The organism is Paenibacillus sp. FSL H7-0940 (assembly GCF_037979415.1).
Taxonomy (GTDB): domain Bacteria; phylum Bacillota; class Bacilli; order Paenibacillales; family Paenibacillaceae; genus Paenibacillus; species Paenibacillus amylolyticus.
On sequence record NZ_CP150280.1, the window covers coordinates 5,971,895 to 5,991,637 of the forward strand.

At 47.6% G+C, this 19,743-nt stretch carries 17 protein-coding genes; 8 read left to right on the top strand and 9 right to left on the bottom strand.

Features of this window, described 5'->3' with window-relative positions; all coding sequences use genetic code 11:
- Positions 1-65 precede the first annotated feature (65 nt).
- Together MHB71_RS26360 and MHB71_RS26365 are read left to right on the top strand one after the other, a co-directional pair.
- The gene (locus tag MHB71_RS26360) at positions 66-1,109 is read left to right on the top strand and encodes an LCP family protein (RefSeq protein ID WP_340028094.1); all 1,044 of its coding nucleotides are present in this window, start codon (positions 66-68) and stop codon (positions 1,107-1,109) included.
- 189 nt (positions 1,110-1,298) lie between these two features.
- Positions 1,299-3,887: a DUF2339 domain-containing protein gene (locus tag MHB71_RS26365; protein WP_340028095.1), complete on the top strand. Its 2,589-nt coding sequence runs from the start codon at positions 1,299-1,301 to the stop codon at positions 3,885-3,887.
- 371 nt (positions 3,888-4,258) lie between these two features.
- On the opposite strand, the gene MHB71_RS26370 is transcribed toward MHB71_RS26365, so the two are convergent.
- On the bottom strand, positions 4,259-4,414 hold the full coding sequence (locus tag MHB71_RS26370) for a hypothetical protein (RefSeq protein WP_165980318.1): 156 nt from the start codon (positions 4,412-4,414) through the stop codon (positions 4,259-4,261).
- 233 nt (positions 4,415-4,647) lie between these two features.
- On the opposite strand from MHB71_RS26370, the gene MHB71_RS26375 reads away from it, so the two are divergent.
- On the top strand, positions 4,648-5,319 hold the full coding sequence (locus tag MHB71_RS26375) for an FHA domain-containing protein (RefSeq protein WP_047840896.1): 672 nt from the start codon (positions 4,648-4,650) through the stop codon (positions 5,317-5,319).
- 26 nt (positions 5,320-5,345) lie between these two features.
- A complete protein-coding gene (locus tag MHB71_RS26380) occupies positions 5,346-5,924 on the top strand; it encodes a class I SAM-dependent methyltransferase (RefSeq protein WP_339190656.1) in 579 nt (192 codons plus the stop codon).
- Positions 5,925-6,155: 231 nt separating this feature from the next.
- On the opposite strand, the gene MHB71_RS26385 is transcribed toward MHB71_RS26380, so the two are convergent.
- Genes MHB71_RS26385 through MHB71_RS26395 form a run of 3 tightly spaced genes read right to left on the bottom strand, consistent with a single transcriptional unit; the run spans position 6,156 to position 9,978 of the window.
- Entirely contained in the window at positions 6,156-8,459 is a 2,304-nt protein-coding gene (locus MHB71_RS26385) for a carbohydrate-binding domain-containing protein (RefSeq protein ID WP_340028096.1), read from the bottom strand.
- Positions 8,460-8,486: 27 nt separating this feature from the next.
- Positions 8,487-9,167: a DUF4956 domain-containing protein gene (locus tag MHB71_RS26390; RefSeq protein ID WP_036612177.1), complete on the bottom strand. Its 681-nt coding sequence runs from the start codon at positions 9,165-9,167 to the stop codon at positions 8,487-8,489.
- Positions 9,160-9,978 (bottom strand): polyphosphate polymerase domain-containing protein, encoded by an 819-nt coding sequence (locus tag MHB71_RS26395; protein WP_340030227.1) that lies wholly within the window; start codon positions 9,976-9,978, stop codon positions 9,160-9,162. The genes MHB71_RS26390 and MHB71_RS26395 overlap by 8 nt, the downstream gene beginning before the upstream one ends.
- Positions 9,979-10,231: 253 nt before the next feature.
- Between MHB71_RS26395 and MHB71_RS26400 the strand changes: the two genes are divergently transcribed.
- From MHB71_RS26400 to MHB71_RS26410, 3 genes are all read left to right on the top strand, one after another.
- The gene (locus MHB71_RS26400) at positions 10,232-10,909 is read left to right on the top strand and encodes a response regulator transcription factor (protein ID WP_339200076.1); all 678 of its coding nucleotides are present in this window, start codon (positions 10,232-10,234) and stop codon (positions 10,907-10,909) included.
- Positions 10,909-12,252, top strand: coding sequence for a HAMP domain-containing sensor histidine kinase (locus tag MHB71_RS26405; protein WP_340028097.1), 1,344 nt, complete (start codon positions 10,909-10,911; stop codon positions 12,250-12,252). The genes MHB71_RS26400 and MHB71_RS26405 overlap by 1 nt, the downstream gene beginning before the upstream one ends.
- Before the next feature lie 170 nt (positions 12,253-12,422).
- Positions 12,423-12,677 carry a hypothetical protein gene (locus MHB71_RS26410; RefSeq protein WP_047841084.1) on the top strand — a complete coding sequence of 85 codons (255 nt, stop codon included), beginning with the start codon at positions 12,423-12,425 and terminating at the stop codon, positions 12,675-12,677.
- A 470-nt stretch (positions 12,678-13,147) separates the two neighbouring features.
- Here MHB71_RS26410 and MHB71_RS26415 read toward each other — a convergent pair whose 3' ends face one another.
- On the bottom strand, positions 13,148-13,915 hold the full coding sequence (locus MHB71_RS26415) for an SDR family oxidoreductase (RefSeq protein ID WP_036612166.1): 768 nt from the start codon (positions 13,913-13,915) through the stop codon (positions 13,148-13,150).
- Between the two features lie 195 nt (positions 13,916-14,110).
- Here MHB71_RS26415 and MHB71_RS26420 point away from each other — a divergent pair, with 195 nt between their 5' ends.
- Positions 14,111-14,749 (top strand): TetR family transcriptional regulator, encoded by a 639-nt coding sequence (locus MHB71_RS26420; protein WP_100528192.1) that lies wholly within the window; start codon positions 14,111-14,113, stop codon positions 14,747-14,749.
- Between the two features lie 233 nt (positions 14,750-14,982).
- Here the strand turns inward: MHB71_RS26420 and cobA are convergent, their stop codons facing one another.
- Genes cobA through nirB form a run of 4 tightly spaced genes read right to left on the bottom strand, consistent with a single transcriptional unit; the run spans position 14,983 to position 19,444 of the window.
- A complete protein-coding gene (gene cobA / locus MHB71_RS26425; RefSeq protein WP_340028098.1) occupies positions 14,983-15,753 on the bottom strand; it encodes a uroporphyrinogen-III C-methyltransferase in 771 nt (256 codons plus the stop codon).
- Positions 15,750-16,631, bottom strand: a complete 882-nt coding sequence (locus MHB71_RS26430) for a formate/nitrite transporter family protein (protein ID WP_340028099.1) — start codon at positions 16,629-16,631, stop codon at positions 15,750-15,752. Before MHB71_RS26430 ends, cobA begins: the two co-directional genes overlap by 4 nt.
- A gap of 37 nt (positions 16,632-16,668) precedes the next feature.
- Positions 16,669-16,986, bottom strand: coding sequence for a nitrite reductase small subunit NirD (nirD, locus tag MHB71_RS26435; RefSeq protein WP_036612155.1), 318 nt, complete (start codon positions 16,984-16,986; stop codon positions 16,669-16,671).
- Positions 16,987-17,002: 16 nt separating this feature from the next.
- On the bottom strand, positions 17,003-19,444 hold the full coding sequence (nirB, locus tag MHB71_RS26440; RefSeq protein ID WP_340028100.1) for a nitrite reductase large subunit NirB: 2,442 nt from the start codon (positions 19,442-19,444) through the stop codon (positions 17,003-17,005).
- Between the last annotated feature and the right edge of the window lie 299 nt (positions 19,445-19,743).

Sequence of the window (19,743 nt, forward strand, 5' to 3'; positions counted from 1 at the left end):
TAATCTATTGAAAACGTGTTATTAATATAGTTAAATGATTCTAAGAACCCGTTATTAAAGGAGATATGATGGAAAACAGTGCCGCACATTTAACAAGACGGAAGCCGAAGAAACCGAATAAGAAATGGAAAAAGCCATTAATCATCACCCTAAGTGTGCTGCTTGTGTTGGGAGGACTCGGATTTATCTATCAAAAGCAACTCGTCGTGTTTGCCTTTAATTTGTTCGCTTCAGCTACGGTGAAGGAAGCCTTGGATGACTCCTTTGTACCAGCGGGCGATAAGGATGCCCCTGTTGTGGAACATACGGACCCGTTCTCGCTCTTGTTGCTAGGGATTGACCAACGCGATAACGAACCAAGCCGTTCGGATACCATCATCTATTCCGTTGTGCGTCCAGAAGACAATAAAGTGCTGCTGCTGTCCATTCCACGTGATTCCTATACCGAGATTGTCGGCCGGGATGTGAAGTCGAAGATCAACTCAGCATATGCCCACGGTGAAGCCAAGATGGCGATGGATACGGTGGAGAATTTGCTGGGGAACAAAGTGGATTTCTATGCCGCGATTAATTTTAACGGGCTCAAGGATATTGTTGATGCGGTGGGCGGTGTTGAACTGCCGATCAAGAAAAATATTGAGAACAAGCTCAAAATTCATGAGAAGCTGTTTGTTGAAGCGAATAAACCGATCTATAGCGGTGAAGAAGCGCTTGGATATGTGCGTTACCGGGAAGATTCCGATTTCAATCGGACGATGCGTCACCGGATTTTCTTAAGTGCCTTCATGAATCGTGCGCTGGAAGTCAAAAATCTGACCAAGATCCCGGACGTAATCCAAATTGCCGGATCGAATTTTACAACCAACATGACCTCGGACTTTATCGTGAAATTTGCCGAGTCCTTATATATGAAAGATAGCATACCAACGATCAGCAATTACATGCTGAAGGGTGAGGGTGCAACGCGCAGTGGCACATGGTACTACGATCTATCGGAGGACGATCTGCAGTATGTGCGTGGCATGATCGCCAGTTGGCTGGACCCAGATGCGACCGAGATAATTGAGCCCGAGTCAGCGGACCAATCGGAGACGAGTGATGCGGCATAAGCATCCATTCTTGTGCAAATGCTCATATGAATATAAGTCCGGCGAAGCAGTTGCTTCCCGGCTTTTTTGCGTTTGAGATCCTGCGGATGAAATATTGCACAGATATATCTAATGTTTAAAACTCTTTTTATGGCATACATATAGTAAAATATAGGGAAAAGATTAAACATCAACCAACGGAGGAAGCTCATGAAGGAGTTTAAGGATCGGCTTCAACAGGTTCAGGAGCAACAAAAGCAACTGGCGAAGGAGTATCACGCCCTGCTCCAGGAATACCAGTCCGATGACCTGATCGTTCAGAATGAACAGTTACAGGAACAGTATGAAGCTCACAAATTCAAGCTGCAACAGCTCGAAATTCGCTCGCGCAAGATGGAAGAAGAGAATGCACGTCTTCGCATGGCGTTATCCGAACAGATGCTGGATGAGAAGCTGAATCTAATTCGGGTATCGCGAGAGAAGATGGAGACCTATTTTCAAGGGAAAACAGCAGTACATAATGATCGAATTGCATTCCATGAGCATCGAACCAAATCCAATCTAAACGCGCTGTACAACCAGGTAGCACAGGAGTTGCAAGAGGATTCCGATGAGGTAAAGGAGAGGATTGCTTACTTTGCGGCAGAGGTGAATGAGCGTATTGAATCGCACAGACGAGCCGTACGGGATAGAGAAGAGGCTCTGCGTGGGCACATGGAACGTGGATATGAGCATATGGCGGAGGAAGGGTTGAGCGAAGAGACTATTCAACGCCGGATCAAGCAGAATCGCATGGAGATGAAGATTGGACTCAGCTGGATTAACAAGGTAGCCATCTTGCTCCTCATTCTGGGGGTTGGAGCAGCGTTCCGTTACTCGTACTCCACTTGGTTTAATGACGAGATGAAGAGCGGAGCCTTTTTCCTGCTCGGTGCTCTGATGCTCGCCGGAGGAGAGTGGCTGTTCCGCCGGAAAAGGCAGACGTTTGCGATGGGGTTGCTCGGCGGTGGGATATCCGTGTTGTTCGGCTCCGTCTTCTATAGTTACTTTTTACTGCATATTATCGGGTTATATACGGGACTTGCCCTGTCTGTATTGGTATCGGCAATCTCCGTATTGTTGTCCTTGAGATACCAGTCGAAGACCATCTGTTCACTAGGTTTGGTAGGCGGATATCTTCCGCTATTCTCCTACATGTTCTCGTTCGGGCTTGAGGGCCCTGCTGTCTATGTAGCCATGATCTATCTGCTGCTCTTAAACGGCATTATTGTGTTTATATCATTCGGCAAACGGTGGCCGGTGGTGCACTATATCAGTTTCCTGTTCAACACACCATCCATGCTCATCCTCTTATGGCTGTCGCCAAGTGAGAAAATTGGCATGTTGTATTCCATTGTGACGTTTGCATTATATCTGGGCATTACGCTGGCATATCCATTCAAACACCGGATGAAGTTAACCTGGTGGGATTTCGCTCTACTCGCCATGAATACGAGCATTAGTTGTCTGATGTTATACGTGTTATTTGATGTGGCGGATTGGAATGATGCTCAGGGCTTGCTGGCGTTGATCTTCTGCATGGTGTATCTGGGCCTCGCACGATTCGTCCAGCGCCATATGGCACAGGAGAAACAGACGATATTACTCTTCTATGTCACTTCCCTGACCTTTGCCATTCTGATTATTCCGTTCCAATTCGGGGCCAAGTGGTTATCGATGGGTTGGTTAATCGAAGGGGTTCTGTTGGTTACGCTTGGACATCTGAAACGGCTCAAGTCGGTGGAACGTGCCGGATGGGGTATCGTTCTTCTATGTCTAATCACTTTTGTGTACTACGATCTGCTGGCGCTATTCTTCATCGGGGAACGTTCTTACTTCATGTTAAAGTACTCCAGTATCACGCTGGGAACCTTGCTTATTACACTATATTATTCCTGGGCAATTGGCAGCAGTTCATCTTCCAGAGAGAGATTCCAATACAGCGCGCTGGAGCTGGGTTTCCTGAACGGATTCAAGTATGTGACACTTGCGAATCTGTGGTTATACGTGCTGTATGAGTCGAATGAATTGTATACCAGAGCTGTCGATGGGACGTTCCTGTTATACATGTTCTACAAGTTGCTCATGTTCGCAGCGCTCACCATTGCATTGGCCTATGGACTGAACAAGGTGAAGCTGCTGCGTGATCGATACGTGCAGGTGTATACCACCTTCTTGCATGCTATTGGCTGCTGTATTGCACTGGCCGTAACCTTAACCATGCCAGCGCTTCAGCCGGAAGTTCAGCAGCATACGGCGGCAGAGATTGTTGGTTTGCTGGTGTTGATTATTTTTAACGTAGGGGTATTCTTTGCAGGAAGGGATCTGCTAATTGCAGGCATCCGCGGGCAGTTCAAGAGCATTGAATGGTACCCGGTTATCGCAGGGGTGTATCTGCTGGGTGTCATCACCGTATTCCTGACGATTCAGTTCCAGTGGGGTGATGTGGGGCTGATGTTCAGCCTGATCTATCTGCTGCTGGCGATTCTCTATATTGCCTATGGATTCCGTAGAAAATATGTCATGATTCGGCGCCTCGGCCTTGGCCTAACGTTGTTCGCTACGGGGAAAATGGTGTTCTATGATGTGGGGATGCTCACCTCGGGCAGCAAAATCTTTGCCTACTTCAGCTTCGGCGTACTATTGCTTGGGATCTCTTACCTGTATCAGAAGGTGTCCAGCCGGATGGAGGAAGTACAGTCCAGAGAGACAGCGAAGCCTGACGACGAGCCGACTGTGCCGGAGGAAGACCAAGATTGATTTGGTTTTTGAACGATAGAAGTGGCATTTGCGATTATATGGGGAGGGATTCGAAGTGGGATTTGACCTGAAAATCATGCTTTGGCAACTGTTATGGCTTGCTGGCCCTGTAGCTCTTATCGTGTATGCGTGGAGGAAATTCGGCGCGAGAAAGAAGCGGCAATGACGTGAGTGCGGATGGTGGGAGTGTTCACTGTCCACTTAACTTCGATTTGGGAAATAAGTCGTGTAATATAGATTTTTTGGATTAAAATGAGGCTCCGGGCTGCTGTTACCAGCAATCTGGGGCCTTATTGATGTGAGTCTATGGCTTAGCCTAATATGACATTCGTGAAACGTTTTGCGCGGAGATCACGTTATAATAGAGTAGACTAGGGTTGGATCTTCATTTGTAACCATGAGGTTTCGGAAGCCGATGTGCCTTTCAGTGATTCTCCGCCATCATCATTCATACGGGAGAGCACGGTTAATGTCATGGACAGGGCAAAGGCGAGCAACACGTATATGAAAATATTTTTTTTGTTCATAGGAAGGTACCTCTCTTGTTGAATGAGCTAAAGTAGACATCCGGCCGCCATGAGAAAAAAAGCACAACGTCTGGTATAGTAGAGTAAGTAGAACCGAACATAAATCGTTCCTGTATACCACTATATTGAACTATAGCGGTGCAAACAATGGAACAAATCTGATGAATTTATCATTATTGTTATGAAATGTTTATAGAGATCGAGTGAGTGATCATTGAAGGTGGGAGAATAACATGCGGGAGACGGCAAAAATCGTCATTCGTACGCCAGGACAGGAAAGTGACGGCTCATTCGCTTATGTAAGCCAAGGTCGCTCCATTACGGTGGGACGTTACACAGGCGGAAGTGAATTGGACTTGTCTGTTTATAATCAGATGATATCGAAGCGGCATTGCCGCATTCATTATGATGTACAGCAACAGTTATGGATCGAGGATCTGGATAGCAAAAATGGAACCGAACTGAACGGGCAGCGCCTCGTTCCCTATGAGAAATATCCGTTTAGCGAAGGAGACAGCCTGACGTTGGTCAACGGCTTGATCCAACTTCGCACGGAAGGCGATCTTGGAGAGACGAGGGAATATCGTGTGTCGGATCTGCTGGGTGAGGGCGTACGTTTACTGGATCACCTGCAAACCGTACAGATCGGCGAAGTGGAGATTCCGCTGTCCAAGAAGGAGTACCAGCTGTTCAAGTTGCTGTATAGTCAACTGGACCACTTTGTGACAAGGGAACAGATTGTGGCTCAGGTGTGGCCAGAGCGTAGTATGCTGGAGAGTGAAGCGGTAGGGATCGACGAGATTAATTCGCTAATCTATCGGACGAATCGCAAGCTGGGTGTACATTTTACCATCAAGTCCGTTTATAAAAAGGGTGTATATATGAAGTCTCATGTGCCGGAATGAATGAGTGATAACAAAGGGATGAGTTCATGTTCATCATTTACCTGATTCCATGGCTGATTGCCGTGGTGACATTGATAGGTGTCATATCCATCGTACTTGTCAGTTGGAAAAACGGGATTTCGCCGATGCCCACATCTGGCCGTGTCAGGCAGGTGGTCATTCAAGAGGTAAACCGTATTCCGGGGTACGGGGATGTGCTCGAAGTGGGCTCTGGATGGGGCACATTGGGATTGGATGTTGTAAGACACTGCCCTGGCAAAAGGCTGACCGGGATTGAGAATTCTATTATCCCCTTATGGTCTTCCCAACTGATTGCCTATCTAAGTGTTCGCTTACGTCGAGCCAAGGGAAACAAGCACTCTCTCAAGGGCAGGCTGCGCTTCGTGCGTGGAGACATCTACACCAGTTCCTATGAACATGCAGATTGTGTAATTTGTTATCTGTTCCCGGGAGCCATGACCCGGCTTCTGGACAAGTTCAGTCGAGAGCTTCCGCCGGGTGCCAAGGTGATTAGTGTCTGTTTTGCGTTGCCAGGAAAAGAACCGCTACGCACCATTACATGCCGGGATGCCTTGCGCACCAAGGTGTATGTGTATTCCTTTTAAAGAAAAGAACAGGAAAGTGATCACCAGTTTTTTGCTCAGCTGGAGTGCTGTAAATCTTCTGCCATAACGTTAATGGATGAAAGAGTGTGCTCCATATCATAGTAATGCAGATACCACGTAAGAACGCGGATGCGAAAAAGGCCCCGAACTCACTATGAAGTGATTCGGGGCCTTTTTGTCTCGCCTTTGAGTTGGGGCAAGAGATTGCTTGATTATTGCTTACCGCACGTATTACTTTGCAGAATCAGTAGTAACTGTGCTGTCGGATGTTGTACCGGATTGCGATCTGTTTCTGCCGCCTCCAAATCCGCCTTGTCCACCGCCACCAGGACCGCCCATACCTGTATTGGCAGTGGTTACACCAGATTCATTCACCCAAGTCACATTACTAGTCGATTGGAAGGCAACCACTTGAGTTCCACCACTATAGGTACCGTCTGTATAGAGTCCATCCACCGCTTTACCTGTAGACGTACCACCGGAGTAAATCACGTATGAACCATCTTTCGCAAGATCCGGGGAGCTGACAACCACGGTTTGATAATCTTTTGCTGGTGCAAACGTCAGAATGTTGTTGCCTTCGCTATCTTGTACATGTACAAGTGTTCCAGCTTTTTGCGTTGCAGGGAATGTCATCACAATGGTATTTTGCGTAGACGCATCGGATGTTCCTTGTGCCATACCCGAGCTGCCAGCAGCTACCAAGTATCCACCACTGATTTCAAATGTGCCGTCATAATCCAATGCTCCGTTGCCGCTATTCGTCGGTCCGTTCACAATAACCGTTCCGCCAGTCATGTTAATGGAACCATTGGAATCCAGTCCGTCACCACCTGCGTTCACCGTGAGTGTACCGCCGTTAATGTGGAACTCGTTATTGCTTGCTGCTGCACCACCCATACCGCCCGGTCCACGTCCTTGCTGATTAACAGCTGTACCTTGGGATGCCTGATCGGTAGTTGATGTTGTACCTGTCGTTTCGGTTACAGAGATGTTGGATGTTGTGGCTGCATCGGTTGCTGTAGTCGCGCTATCTGTACTTGCCGCTGTATTCGCAGCTGTTTCCGTCTCGCCACCTGCAGCGTTTACGCCATCATCGGATGCCGTTACATCTACATCCCCATCGTTCAGGGTGATCATTGCACCTTCAAGTCCTTCATAGCTCTTCGCAATCGTGATGGTTCCGCCGTTAATCGTCAGGGCCTGATCGGCATGGATGCCGTCATCACCGGATTCAATGCTGAATGTTCCATCGTTGACTGTCACGTTATTGTTGCTGTGCAGGGAATCATCCATGGAATCAATGGTATACGTACCGCCATTAACCGTAAGATCTGTACCTGCTTTGAGCGCTTTGGCACTTGTGGACTCCGTTGCTGTTGTAGCTGTGTCAGCATCGGCATTGTTATCCGTTGTTGTTGTTGTTGTGTTGGCAGAGTTGGATGCTGCTGCGCCGTTCGTATTAGCACCTGCATTCGTACCGCTGTTATTAGGCATCTCTGGCATATCTGCAGGAGGTTCGCCATCCGGTGGTGTGCCCATATCCGTTGGAGGTGTGCCGCCACCCCATCCACCGCCGCCGCCAAATGGACCTTCTTCTACTTTGGCTGGTGCATTGGTGCTACCGCCGCCCGTTACAATGTTGTATGTGCCGCCATCCGCCACGAGTGCGGTTTCGGCTTGAATACCGTCGTTACCACTTTGGATATCGAAGGTACCTCCTGCGATAGCAACGTAACCTTTGGTGGTATCTGTGTCATTGGTTGATTTAATGCCGTCGCCTTCGGCTTCAATGGTAATCGTACCCGCTTGGATGGCGACCATATCTTTACCTTTGATGCCGTCATCGGCTGCTTTGACGCTGATGTTACCGCTGATGATCTTCAGATCATCCTTGCTCGTAATACCTTCATTATAGTTACCTGTGACGGTCAATTGACCTGCACCATTGAATGTAAGATCTGCTTTGCTGAAGATTGCAGCATCCGGCTCGTCTGTCGTAGCGTCAGCGTACACATACGTTTTACCATCGGAAACGGTGTTTTTGGTTCCTTTTTCGAGCGTAATTACCGCTTTACCAGCCTTCTGAATGTAGATTGCGGCACTGTCGTTATCATGAATGGTTGCTCCGTTTAATACGAGATGCACAGTACCCTTATCGGCAACGTTAACCACGATCTGGCCATCCGTTAGCTCACCGCTAAGTACATAAGTGCCTGCTTCCGAGATGGTTACCGAACCATTCGCGGCTTTAGCACCCGAACCGGTCACCGTTGCAGTTGTTCCGTTCAGCTTAATCGCTGTGGAATCCGCCTCACTCCAGCTAATGTTGGTATCGTCAGCATCCAGAGAGACCAGATCTGCATATTTTACTGAAGTTTGCTCGCTGACGGATACCGTTTTGGTTGTTCCTGTCGTTGACGTTGCGGCATTGGCGGTTGTGCTTGTCGTTGCTGGTGAACTGCATGCGGCGAGTAGGCTGGTAATCATGGCGATGGACCAAAGTTTGCTGCCTGTTATCATGTTTTTCTTCATATTAGATCGTTCCCTTCGAATTATAAATTAATATTCCGTTGTTGGACTCATGGTTAATGAGATATCCAGGTTGCCGTTCCGTGTGCGGATCGCATCGAGGAATTCCTTTTGGCTAACACTTTCGTGAATGGTTACACTGTAGACCAGCTCATACAGACTGCCGAGTTCGGTCGTTCTGATTTTTTTCAGATCAAAAGGTACGTTGAATGTATGGAACACTTCATTAAGAGCTTCTTCATAACTCAAGTTTTCGGGAATGGTGACTTTCAGCGTTTTCAGCTGACTTTTCTTGCCACCAAAGTTGAAGCGACTCAGAACAAACATGAGTACACACAGGATAATGGTGAACAGCACCGCGTATCCAAAAGCGCCTACACCGCAGGCAAGACCGGAAGCCATCGTGAACAATACGTAAGCAATGTCCTTTGGATCACCAGGGGCACTTCGGAATCGGATGATCGAGAAGGCACCTGCCAAGCTGAAAGCTCGTGCGATGTTGCTGCCGATGAGCAGGATGATGATGGCGACAATGACGGGCAGGACAACCATCGTTAAGGTGAAGCTCTGGGAGTATGTGCTTTGGTTAGTCTTCATGTAGGTAAGGCTGATGACCAATCCCAGAATGATGGCAAGACCAATGGTAATGACTGCGTTGTTAAACGTCAGGTTAGTATCGGTTAGGGCTGAACTGAACAGTGAATCAAGCATATAGGACACGCTCTCTTTCTATAATCGTTTTATCTTGTTCTATGGATGGGTTGAAATCGGTACCTGGTACAAGAATACGCTCGGTCTGGTAATTCAGGTTGGTTGTTCTCGCGAGATGTCTGAACTCGTTGCCGTATTTGGAGAATCCGGTACGATACAGCCCATGTTCAGATAGCAGTTGCGACAGCCACATCGGAACGGTTTTCTCGGCCTTCACTTCCATCAGCCATCGACCGTCCTTCACCAGCGGTTCACCGTAATCTCCCTGTTCGAGCTTCAGATCATATCTGCGGCTACGAATGTTGGTGTCAAAGGTAATGCGGAGATCGCGGCTGTTCTTGTCGAAGAGTGCTTTGCGTTCATACGCCAGATACACTTTTGGTTCCAGATCGTATACCCGAAGGAAATATTTGATCTCTTCGACAACTTGTTTGTTCATGTAATCCGCGAGCTCTGGCGCCTGTCCCGAACGGACGAATTCATATGCTTCATCCAGTTTCAAGGCTGTTCTGCGTTTGTTCACCAGGCCAAAGACTTTCTTTTTGATCTCCAGATACACTTTGGCATTCTCTTCAGGTACTCCATAAGCCCGCAGTCTCAGCTTCTCCTTGTATTTCGGTTTGGAGAGACTGGCGCGGATCAGCGAATCCTGTGGAGTGTCGAAGTACAGGTTGCTGATGGTGTAGTACTCATGTTTCTTGTTGTAGGAATCCAGCTCCATGTATTTCAGCAGGTCGTTGTAGAAATGTGCGTACTGCTCATCCGTCAGAAGATACTTGCTCTCATATCGGTTGAATACTTCAATAGCCATGTGGGACTCAGTCCTTTCGTCTGTGGGTTGTATGTTTTGTTTCATCGTGTATTGCTTCCATGTCTGTATCTTAGAGCCCCAACCTTGAATGAATCTTAAATGGTTTTACATTGCGTTAACATTTTTTTACCTTCCTATAATAGTGCGCATACACAAAATGAATTAAGATTGATTCAAGGTTTGATTGATAGAATAAGAACATATAAAACAAGCCCATTGAGAGAAATAATTCAAGCAGAGGAATGAATAGAGCATGAGAATATTAATTGCGGAAGATGAGGTTCATTTGGCAGAGGCTGTATCGCAGATTTTGAAAAAAAACAACTACTCCGTGGATATGGTCCACGACGGCAGATCAGGACTCGATTATGCGCAGAGCGGCATCTACGACCTGTTACTACTCGACATCATGATGCCGGAGATGGACGGGATCACCGTCCTGAGGAAACTCCGCAGTGAAGGGAATCATACACCTGTCATTCTGCTTACGGCGAAAGGTGAATTATCGGACAAAGTCACAGGCCTCGATTATGGTGCCGATGATTATATCGCCAAGCCCTTCGCCACAGAGGAATTGCTGGCCCGAATTCGAGCAGCCTTAAGACGGAAGGGAGAAGTGGTTCCCGAGGATGGACTGAAGTTTGGCGACATTGAGCTGAATACAACTCAACTGAAGCTGAGCGTACAGGGTAAGGAGATTAAGCTGAATCTGAAGGAGAATGAACTGCTGGAGCTGTTGATTGCTCGCAAACAGGCGATAACTTCCAAAGAGCAAATTATTGAGAAGTTATGGGGATTTGATTCGGAAGTGGAGTATAACAATGTGGAAGTATATATCTCTTTTTTACGCAAAAAATTAACCTTCCTGAACTCTGCTGTCCGCATTAACACGATTCGGGGTGTGGGGTATGTGCTTGAGGTGACGTCCTGATGTTCAAGAAACTTCGAAATCGATTCTTGATCGTGAATCTGGTGTCCATCTCCATTATGATGCTGGTGGCATTTGCGACGATCTATACAATTACGTATCAGAATGTGCAACGTGAGACCAATATGGAGTTGTACAAGGTGTCTGATTTCTATCACAGTCCTTATAATTCATCCAAGATGCCGCGCGGGCAAGGGCAGGGTTCCGGTACAGGGGGTAATACAGTCTCAAGTTCAAGTTCAGATTCGTTTCCCTCCGATGCCATGGGTGGTGATAATGGAGGACCGGGGGGGGATCCCAACTCACCTCCGGCACGTTCCGTGTCGTTCATGATTAAGACGGATGACCAGTGGAAGATTACGGATACACATTCCCGATTTGATATGGAAGATACGTTCTACACCGAGGTGTTACAAAAGGTTGACCAGAATAAAGTTGGTGATTCGGAACGGCAGACAGGGCAATTTACGCTGGATGGAACGGACTGGGCATATGTGGTTGATCCGAGCGGTGACGGGCATATGATCGTATTTATTGATGTGACGGCACAACAAGGCATTCTGACGAATCTGATCTATACATTTGCTATTGTTGGACTGGTCATGTTGATTGTGATCTACTTCCTGAGCCGTTATTTTGCCAATCGTTCCATTGCACCAGTCAGAGAAGCGTTTGAGAAGCAAAAACAATTCATCGGTGATGCTTCGCATGAGTTGAAGACGCCGCTGGCGATCATCAATACCAATGCTGATGTACTGCTCGCGAATCAGGAGGATACCATAGCAAACCAGGCGAAGTGGCTTCATTATATCAAGTCGGAAACCGAGCGCATGACCGGACTTACGAATGATCTGCTCTATCTGACCCAGATGGATGATTCACGCTCCACGATGATTCATGCGAAGTTTAATATAAGCGATGCGGTAGAGAGTATTATTTTGCCGATGGAGGCCGTTATTTTTGAGAAAAACATCTCCCTCGATTACAACATTGAGCCGAATCTTACGGTTCATGGGAACAGTGAGCAGATCAAACAGGTCATTCTGATCCTGCTCGATAATGCTGTGAAGTATTCCGGTCCAAAAGGCGCCGTAAACGTCACGCTCCAGAAACAGAATAATGATGTCATGCTGGCCGTGTCCAATACAGGTGAAGGCATTGCACCCGAACATCTGGATCGGATCTTCGATCGATTCTATCGTACGGATTCTTCAAGAGCCCGCAAGCATGGTGGGCATGGTCTGGGTCTGGCGATTGCTCGTTCCATTGTGGATCAGCACAAAGGAGAGCTATACGCTCGAAGTGTAGTCGGAGAGGGTGCTACATTTTACGTGCGGTTGTCGTAGGGGCAGAGTGATGAGCCGGCTCCACACTAACCTTCGCTACCGCTATATAATCGTTCTTCAGGCATAAGTTCTGCCTGTAATGGGTTAACCTATGCTACAATGGCAACAGTATGTATGAATCAAGGAGATGACTGAACGTGGCAGAAGCAAACGCAATTAATGAACAAGAAATGATGCAATATATTGCAGATAAAACGAAGGCAAGCCAGGCGAATATCGCCCTTGTGCTGAAGCATGAGCAAGCGTACATCAACAAGGCGCATGAGAATTCCAAAGGCAATGATGTTGATATTGACGGCGATGATCTGGCTGACTACATTCTTAGTCGTAAAGATGTGAAGCTGGATGAGTTGACAGTGGAAAGCATCCTGGATGCTGAGATGGACTACTTGATGGACAAGGGTCACGCGGGATACGTGGATTAAGTTAAGTGTAGGCAAAATCTAACGAATCTCACACGCGCTATTCGGGTATTTCTCGCTCGTTTGGGAATGTAACGAATCTCAGACACGTTATTCTCTGGATTTTAGGACTTTCCCATGAAGTTAAAGCATTTCCGCGGAATTAGCGTGTCTGAGATTCGTTAGTTCGGGAAATAAGCGCTTTTTGCCGAACTAAGGTGCCCTAGGTTCGTTAGAGTAACTTAGAGTGATCACATGGTGCAACGAGGCGTTAAATGGCGTTTCAAAAGTGAAATCTCACAGATGCAGCCTAATGCATGGCAAGCGTTGTACTATAAAAAAGACCTTAACTCCACAATACTGTGGTGTTGAGGCCTTTTTTAGATTGTAGTGACCAGGCATTCCTTCGGGAACACCTGTCGGTATAACTTTTTTAAGGATGGACTTGAAGTTCTATCGACCCAATCCCTATCAATCCCACCGTTTATAGCTTCTTATTGACCCACCATACCGCCATCTACGGTGTAAAGGGAAGCTGTTACATAAGATGCTTCTTCGGACAACAGGAAGTTCATCACCGCAGCGACTTCTTCCGGTTCGCCATAACGGCCCATTGGAATGCTGGACACGGTTGCTGATTGATAATCTTCCACGTTACCGGAATTAGCTTCGATCTGACGCATCATGCGTGTATTGATTGTACCTGGCAATACAGCGTTAACCCGGATATTATAAGGTGCCAATTCATTTGCAGCGGTACGCGTGAGACCAACTACGGCATGTTTGGACATAATATATGGAGACACAGCAGGTGCACCCATCAGACCCGCGAGGGAAGAGGTATTAAGAATCGCACCGGATTTTTGTTTTTTCATCACTGGAATGACATTTTGCAGACCCAGGAATACCCCACGAATGTTGACGTTATATACGGTGTCGAGTGCTTCAACACTCAGGTCTTCGATCAGCCCTGTTGGACCTTCAATTCCGGCATTGTTGGCAAAATAATCGATTCGGCCAAAAGCATCCAATGCTTTTTGCACATAGTTTTTCACGTCTGCTTCTTGGGATACGTTCGCTTTTACGGCGATGACGTGCTCTTTGTCGAGGTTCAGATCAGTAATTGTCTGCTGGATGGCTTCTTCATTCAGGTCCACTAGAACCAAGTTGATTTTGCGCTCAGCCAGGCGGCGTGCCAATTCTTTACCAATGCCTCCAGCTGCTCCTGTAATAACGGCTGTATGTGTATAAGATGTACTCATGAACTATCCGCTCCTTATTCATTATTGGCAGGTATTTCTCAAAAAAAGTTTCAACCTGTCGTCTATCTTTCCTGTCTCAATGTTAAGATATACATAGCAATGTGACAATAATCATTGACAGCGCATATGTCAGCTATCGGACAGAGGTGTAAGCGGTGTTCATTTATATTACAATAATGAACAAAGGAGGCGAAAATGTTGATCATTGAACATCCTCAGGACCGGAGAGCACGAAGAACGCAGGATGCGATCATCGCTGCGGCGGTTTCTTTGATATTAGAGAAGGGAGCGGATGCCCTCACAATCCGGGATATTACGGAACGGGCGGATTACAACCGTGGAACCTTCTATTTACATTTTCCCGGCAAACCGGAGTTGTTGCAGTTCATTCTGGATGATTTCATGCAGGGAGTGGGGCGAGCTTATGCAGAACCATACGCACAGCTTACAGAAGTGGACATGACTGCATTGCTACCATCCACGATGCCTGTATTCGAATATATTGAAGCCCATCAGGATATCTTTCGTGCATTAATAACCATGCATTCAGATATGAGCTCCCGGCTGTGCAATATGTTTAGAACGTATCTAACCGAAGATTTTGTATTGGTGACCGAGGATAGTGAATGGACGATTAATTACGACATCATGCTAAGTTATCTGGTATCTGCAACGGTAGGGGTAATCATGCATTGGGCGGAGATTGGATTCAAATATTCTGCGCATTATATGGGAGAGCAGCTTACGGCGCTGATTAACATCAAACCGACCCGTCTGTTGATTGAACCAGGGCAGAAGGGTCGGACTATTCACGAGCGTATGCTGTTGGATTAAAGGTCGAATGAGAGTTTTGTTCTATATCAATTGAACTAAAGAATATTTACACTGCACACTCCGATGACAGAACAACCTTCCGATCGCTGTTATCCCCAGATTTTTTTGATTCCTTTTATAAAGGGTAAATCCGGGGATAAAGGCGAACGCTCCGCTTCTTCAGGTCGTTTCTGTCCTCTCCGTTTTGTGTAAATGTTTAGTTCAATTGATATAGATGAAGAAATCCAATTCGATTATCCTGTCATGGAGGTGTTCGCGGCCTGTTGCATCTGAAGCAGTTGTTCGCGGATCAGGACGGACTCGCCGATCATGATTAATGCCGGATTATTCACTTGATGCGACTTGGCGAGGGAATGGAGTTCGGCAAGTGTGCCGGTAATGATCCGTTCCTCCGAAGTGGTTCCCCGTTCGATTAGAGCCGCAGGGGTGTGTCCGCTTTTACCGTGGTGAAGCAATTCATGTTGAATCTGGGCCAGTTGGCTAATGCCCATGTAGATGACCAGTGTATCCACGCTATGGGCGAGCAGGTCCCAGCGAACCGAAGATACACTTCCGTCGCTGCCGGTTCCAGTGACACATGCGAAGGATGAAGCAATCCCGCGATGAGTTAACGGAATAAGGGATGAAGCGGATGTCCCTACAGCCGAAGTGATGCCAGGAATAATCTCAAATGCAATCCCTGCTTCCGCTAGCACAAGCGCTTCTTCACCACCACGGCCAAAGATGAACGGATCACCACCCTTGAGTCTTACGACTTGTTTGCCTTCCGCTGCATGGGCAGCCAGCATCCGTCCAATCATCTCCTGACTCATGGAGTGAAGGCCTGGAGCCTTGCCGCAGTAGATGCGGAGTGCTCCTTCACGAGCTTCAGCAAGCAATTGATCATTCACAAGCCGATCATACATAATGACATCTGCGGACTGAATACGTTTCAGGGCTTTTACCGTAATCAGATCCGGATCTCCAGGACCAGCGCCAACAATACTAACCAGGCCCCGGCTCATGATCGTGTCCCCAATTTGGATGCAGCATCGGAACTTGCCAATCCTGAACGACCACCCTGAATGGTTGCCAGTTTGGTCGATAGTTTCACTGGATTCTCCCAGTGGTGTGCAGCATATAGACCGAGGCCTGTAAATACAGCTCCGCCAATGAGGTTACCCACCAACACCGGGATCTGATTCCACAGCCACCAGTCAGCGACACTGACCTGTGCACCAAGCACCATGCCTGCCGGAATGACGAACATATTTACCACAGCATGCTCAAATCCCTGAGCGAAAAATATGGTAATGGGCAGCCACATCGCTACGATTTTGCCCAGTGTAGAAGTGGACGTCATTGCCATCACTGCCCCGAGTGTGACCATCCAGTTACATAGAATGGCTTTGATGATGACCAGTACAATGCCAGCCCCGCCCAAGTGCTGATATCCCAATGTTTTGGTTTCACTGGTCTGGATCAGCGTTTGAATTAGAGGGTTGCTCATATCCGTACCCATCTTGGTAATGGTCAGGCCGTATAAGAGAGCATAGAATGCACATCCGATTAGATGTCCTGTGATCACCCAGAAATAATTTCGGAGCATATCCATCCATGTAATTCTGCGTTTCAACACTGCGAGTGGAAGCATCGCAAAGTTTCCTGTCACCAATTCGAGACCCAGCAGAATAATGATGACAAATCCCGCCGGGAATATCAGTGCACCTGCCAAACCAACGGAAGTTTGAGATACAGCGGTATATGCCAGTGTGGTTGCAAAGGCAAGGATAGCCCCCGCCAGAAAACCGCGGATCAGCATCTGTACCCGATTCATTCTGGCTTTGCTCTCACCAGCTTCGACGATCGATTGCAGTACTTCTGCAGGTTTAACAAAATCCATAGCGCACGCCTCCTTGATGTCAGGGTATCTCTAGCCTTTAACCCGCAATTGTGATGAAGATTTCTCCGCTGTTGCCGTCCACTTCTGTTTTGTAGGTATTCAAGCAGCCTTCATCCGGCTCGTGTACCTTACCGTTACGCAGATCAATCTTCCAATCATGCAAAGGACAATGAACTGCTGTCCCGCACACCATGCCTTCCGACAGCTTGCCGCCCTTGTGAGGGCAACGATTCTCGACGGCGTGCAGACTTCCGTCGCTCAGTTTGAAGACTGCAATTTCGGTATCCTGTATCAGGAAGGTCCGTGCTCCCTTTTCATCAATATCTGCAAGGTGTCCAATCCGGAATTTGTTCATCGCTGTTCCTCCTCTTCTAGTGGGTTACCGGCTCGGCACCGGACAGTGGGGTGAAGTTTTTACGCAATTTCTCGTCTTCTATGATTTCTTTCCAAGGATCAACCGTGTGACCCAGTGTAACTTCCAGACGTTCAACCAGAGCGAGACGTACATCCCGATCCGCCAATGCTTCCTTCACATGATCCAGACCAACCCGTTCAATCCAAGCCGCTGTTCTCTCATTCCATTTTGCGTTCTCTCTATAATATTGCAGGTAAGAGTAAGTCCACTCTTCCACTTCCGCATCGGTCTTCACTGTACACAGCAACTCGGCTGCACGAACCTTAACTCCCGCGTTACCGCCAACATGAATCTCCCAAGCGCCATCAATGGCAACAACACCCAGATCCTTGATGGTCGCTTCAGCACAGTTCCGCGGACATCCCGAGACAGCGAGTTTCACTTTGGCTGGAGCTACCATCTTGTCGAGTTTTTTCTCCAGACGAATACCCATCTCAATGGAATCCTGTGTGCCGAATCGGCAGAACGTATTACCTACACAAGTCTTCACCGTACGCAGCGCCTTGCCATAACCAAAACCGGAAGGCATATCGAGTTCCTCCCAGATCTTCGGCAGGTTCTCCTTCTGTACACCGAGCAGATCGAGTCGTTGTCCACCCGTGAATTTCACCAACGGCACATCATATTTCTCTGCGACAGTAGCAATCTTGATCAATTCCGCCGGGGAAGTGACACCACCATAGATCCGTGGAATAACGGAGTAAGTACCGTCCTTCTGGATATTAGCGTGATAACGTTCATTGGTGAATTTGGATACACGCTCATCTGTGTATTCTGCTGGCCAGATCATACCGAGATAATAGTTGAGGGAAGGACGGCACTTGGAGCAGCCTTCCGGTTCATTCCAACCGAGAACGTTCATAACTTCCTTGACGCTTTTGAGTCCCATCTCCTTGATCTGTGCAACAATCTCATCCCGATCATAGGATGTACAGCCACAGATGCCTTCTTTGGTCTGTTCACCTACATTATCACCGGCATAATATGTGAGCAGGTTTTCGATAATAGGTTTGCACCCACCGCAAGAAGCGGAGGCTTTGGTACAGGATTTGATTGCACCGAGTGTATTACAGCCTCTATCCAGAACAGCGTCTCCGATAGAAGCTTTGGTCACACCGTTACAACCACAGACGATCTCGTCATCCGGCATACTCGCCATTCGTTCTGCGACAGATGGGCCCGAGCCTGAACCACCGGAAGGTACACCGAGCAAAATTTCTTTCTCCCGACCACTGATGTTCTCACCACTCTTAATGAGGGAAAACAGCGATGCGCCATCCGTGGTATCCCCGAACAATACAGCTCCAATGAGCTGCCCATCCTTAATCACCATCTTTTTGTACACACCATCAACGTCATCCTGAATACGAATGCTGCGAGTGTCCGCAGCGTCTTTGAATTGTCCGGCAGAGAATACGTCCACACCGGATACTTTCAGTTTGGTAGAAGTGACTGAACCTTCGTATCCTTCGGTTGCCGCACCAGCCAGGCGTTTTGCGAGCACCATACCTTGTTCATATAATGGAGCAACCAGTCCGTAGGCAATACCGCGGTGTTCTGCACATTCGCCGACGGCAGATATACTAGGGATGCTGGTATGCATATAATCATCTACAATGACTCCACGATTCACATCGAGGCCGGTATTGCGAGCCAGTTCAATCTGAGGGCGAATCCCGACAGCCATGACAACCAGATCCGCTTCAAGCACCGTTTGATCAGTAAAACGAATGGCTTTTACTCGTTGTTTGCCTGTGATTTCTTCGGTATGTTTGTTCAAAAGGAACTTCATGCCCTGTTCTTCAAGCTCACGCTGGAGCATCAGACCTGCCGGCAAATCTAGGTTCCGGTCCATCAGATGACCGTTAATATGGATGACTGTGACGTCCATGCCCAGATTGAGCAGCCCCCGCGCTGCTTCCAGTCCTAGCAATCCACCTCCAATGACGGCAGCTTTGCGATACTTTTGTGATGCTGCCATCATGGTCTCGCAGTCTTTAATATCGCGGAAACCGATCACGCCTTCCTTGTTAGCTCCGGGAAGAGGGAGGATGAACGCTTGTGAACCGGTTGCCATAATCAGCTCATCATAGGCTGCGCGTACACCATTTTGAGATACAACTTCCTTGTGCTTGGTATCGATCTGAACGACCGGGTCACCCGGGTACACCCGAATGCCGTTATCTTCGTACCAGCTCCACTCATTGATTACGATATCCTCGATGGATGTTCCGCCAGCCAGTACGGAAGATAACATGATCCGGTTGTAGTTGGGATGCGGCTCTGCGCCGAAGACTGTAATTTCATAAGCGTGTGGAGCAAGCTTAAGGATATGTTCGATTGTGCGGATTCCCGCCATGCCATTGCCAACCAGCACCAGTTTTTTCGTTGTACTCATTATGATTAGCCCCCTTAGGTCCATTCTGCAAAATGCCTCAAAACCTTGTCTCTAAAATCGAAAAAGCCTGTTATGCCTCGGAGGACTGCGCATATACATACGCATCCCTTGCTCCGAGATTGCAAAACAGGCTTCATTGCCGTTTCAACCAGCTACGCCGTTGTAACTGTGATCGATTCAAATATGGAGTTGTTATGGCTTAACTATAAAAGATCGATCTAATCATGTCAAGATAGTTAACATAAAAAAGTATTTGAAATTTAAAGTTAATTATGTTTACATGAGTTTATTGGAATATC

Excerpts from the sequence above, each read along its gene's own strand:
- MHB71_RS26360 (WP_340028094.1), top strand. The coding sequence starts at position 66 with ATGATGGAAAACAGTGCCGCACATTTAACAAGACGGAAGCCGAAGAAA.
- MHB71_RS26365 (WP_340028095.1), top strand. The coding sequence starts at position 1,299 with ATGAAGGAGTTTAAGGATCGGCTTCAACAGGTTCAGGAGCAACAAAAG.
- MHB71_RS26370 (WP_165980318.1), bottom strand. The coding sequence starts at position 4,414 with ATGAACAAAAAAAATATTTTCATATACGTGTTGCTCGCCTTTGCCCTG.
- MHB71_RS26375 (WP_047840896.1), top strand. The coding sequence starts at position 4,648 with ATGCGGGAGACGGCAAAAATCGTCATTCGTACGCCAGGACAGGAAAGT.
- MHB71_RS26380 (WP_339190656.1), top strand. The coding sequence starts at position 5,346 with ATGTTCATCATTTACCTGATTCCATGGCTGATTGCCGTGGTGACATTG.
- MHB71_RS26385 (WP_340028096.1), bottom strand. The coding sequence starts at position 8,459 with ATGAAGAAAAACATGATAACAGGCAGCAAACTTTGGTCCATCGCCATG.
- MHB71_RS26390 (WP_036612177.1), bottom strand. The coding sequence starts at position 9,167 with ATGCTTGATTCACTGTTCAGTTCAGCCCTAACCGATACTAACCTGACG.
- MHB71_RS26395 (WP_340030227.1), bottom strand. The coding sequence starts at position 9,978 with ATGGCTATTGAAGTATTCAACCGATATGAGAGCAAGTATCTTCTGACG.
- MHB71_RS26400 (WP_339200076.1), top strand. The coding sequence starts at position 10,232 with ATGAGAATATTAATTGCGGAAGATGAGGTTCATTTGGCAGAGGCTGTA.
- MHB71_RS26405 (WP_340028097.1), top strand. The coding sequence starts at position 10,909 with ATGTTCAAGAAACTTCGAAATCGATTCTTGATCGTGAATCTGGTGTCC.
- MHB71_RS26410 (WP_047841084.1), top strand. The coding sequence starts at position 12,423 with ATGATGCAATATATTGCAGATAAAACGAAGGCAAGCCAGGCGAATATC.
- MHB71_RS26415 (WP_036612166.1), bottom strand. The coding sequence starts at position 13,915 with ATGAGTACATCTTATACACATACAGCCGTTATTACAGGAGCAGCTGGA.
- MHB71_RS26420 (WP_100528192.1), top strand. The coding sequence starts at position 14,111 with ATGTTGATCATTGAACATCCTCAGGACCGGAGAGCACGAAGAACGCAG.
- cobA (WP_340028098.1), bottom strand. The coding sequence starts at position 15,753 with ATGAGCCGGGGCCTGGTTAGTATTGTTGGCGCTGGTCCTGGAGATCCG.
- MHB71_RS26430 (WP_340028099.1), bottom strand. The coding sequence starts at position 16,631 with ATGGATTTTGTTAAACCTGCAGAAGTACTGCAATCGATCGTCGAAGCT.
- nirD (WP_036612155.1), bottom strand. The coding sequence starts at position 16,986 with ATGAACAAATTCCGGATTGGACACCTTGCAGATATTGATGAAAAGGGA.
- nirB (WP_340028100.1), bottom strand. The coding sequence starts at position 19,444 with ATGAGTACAACGAAAAAACTGGTGCTGGTTGGCAATGGCATGGCGGGA.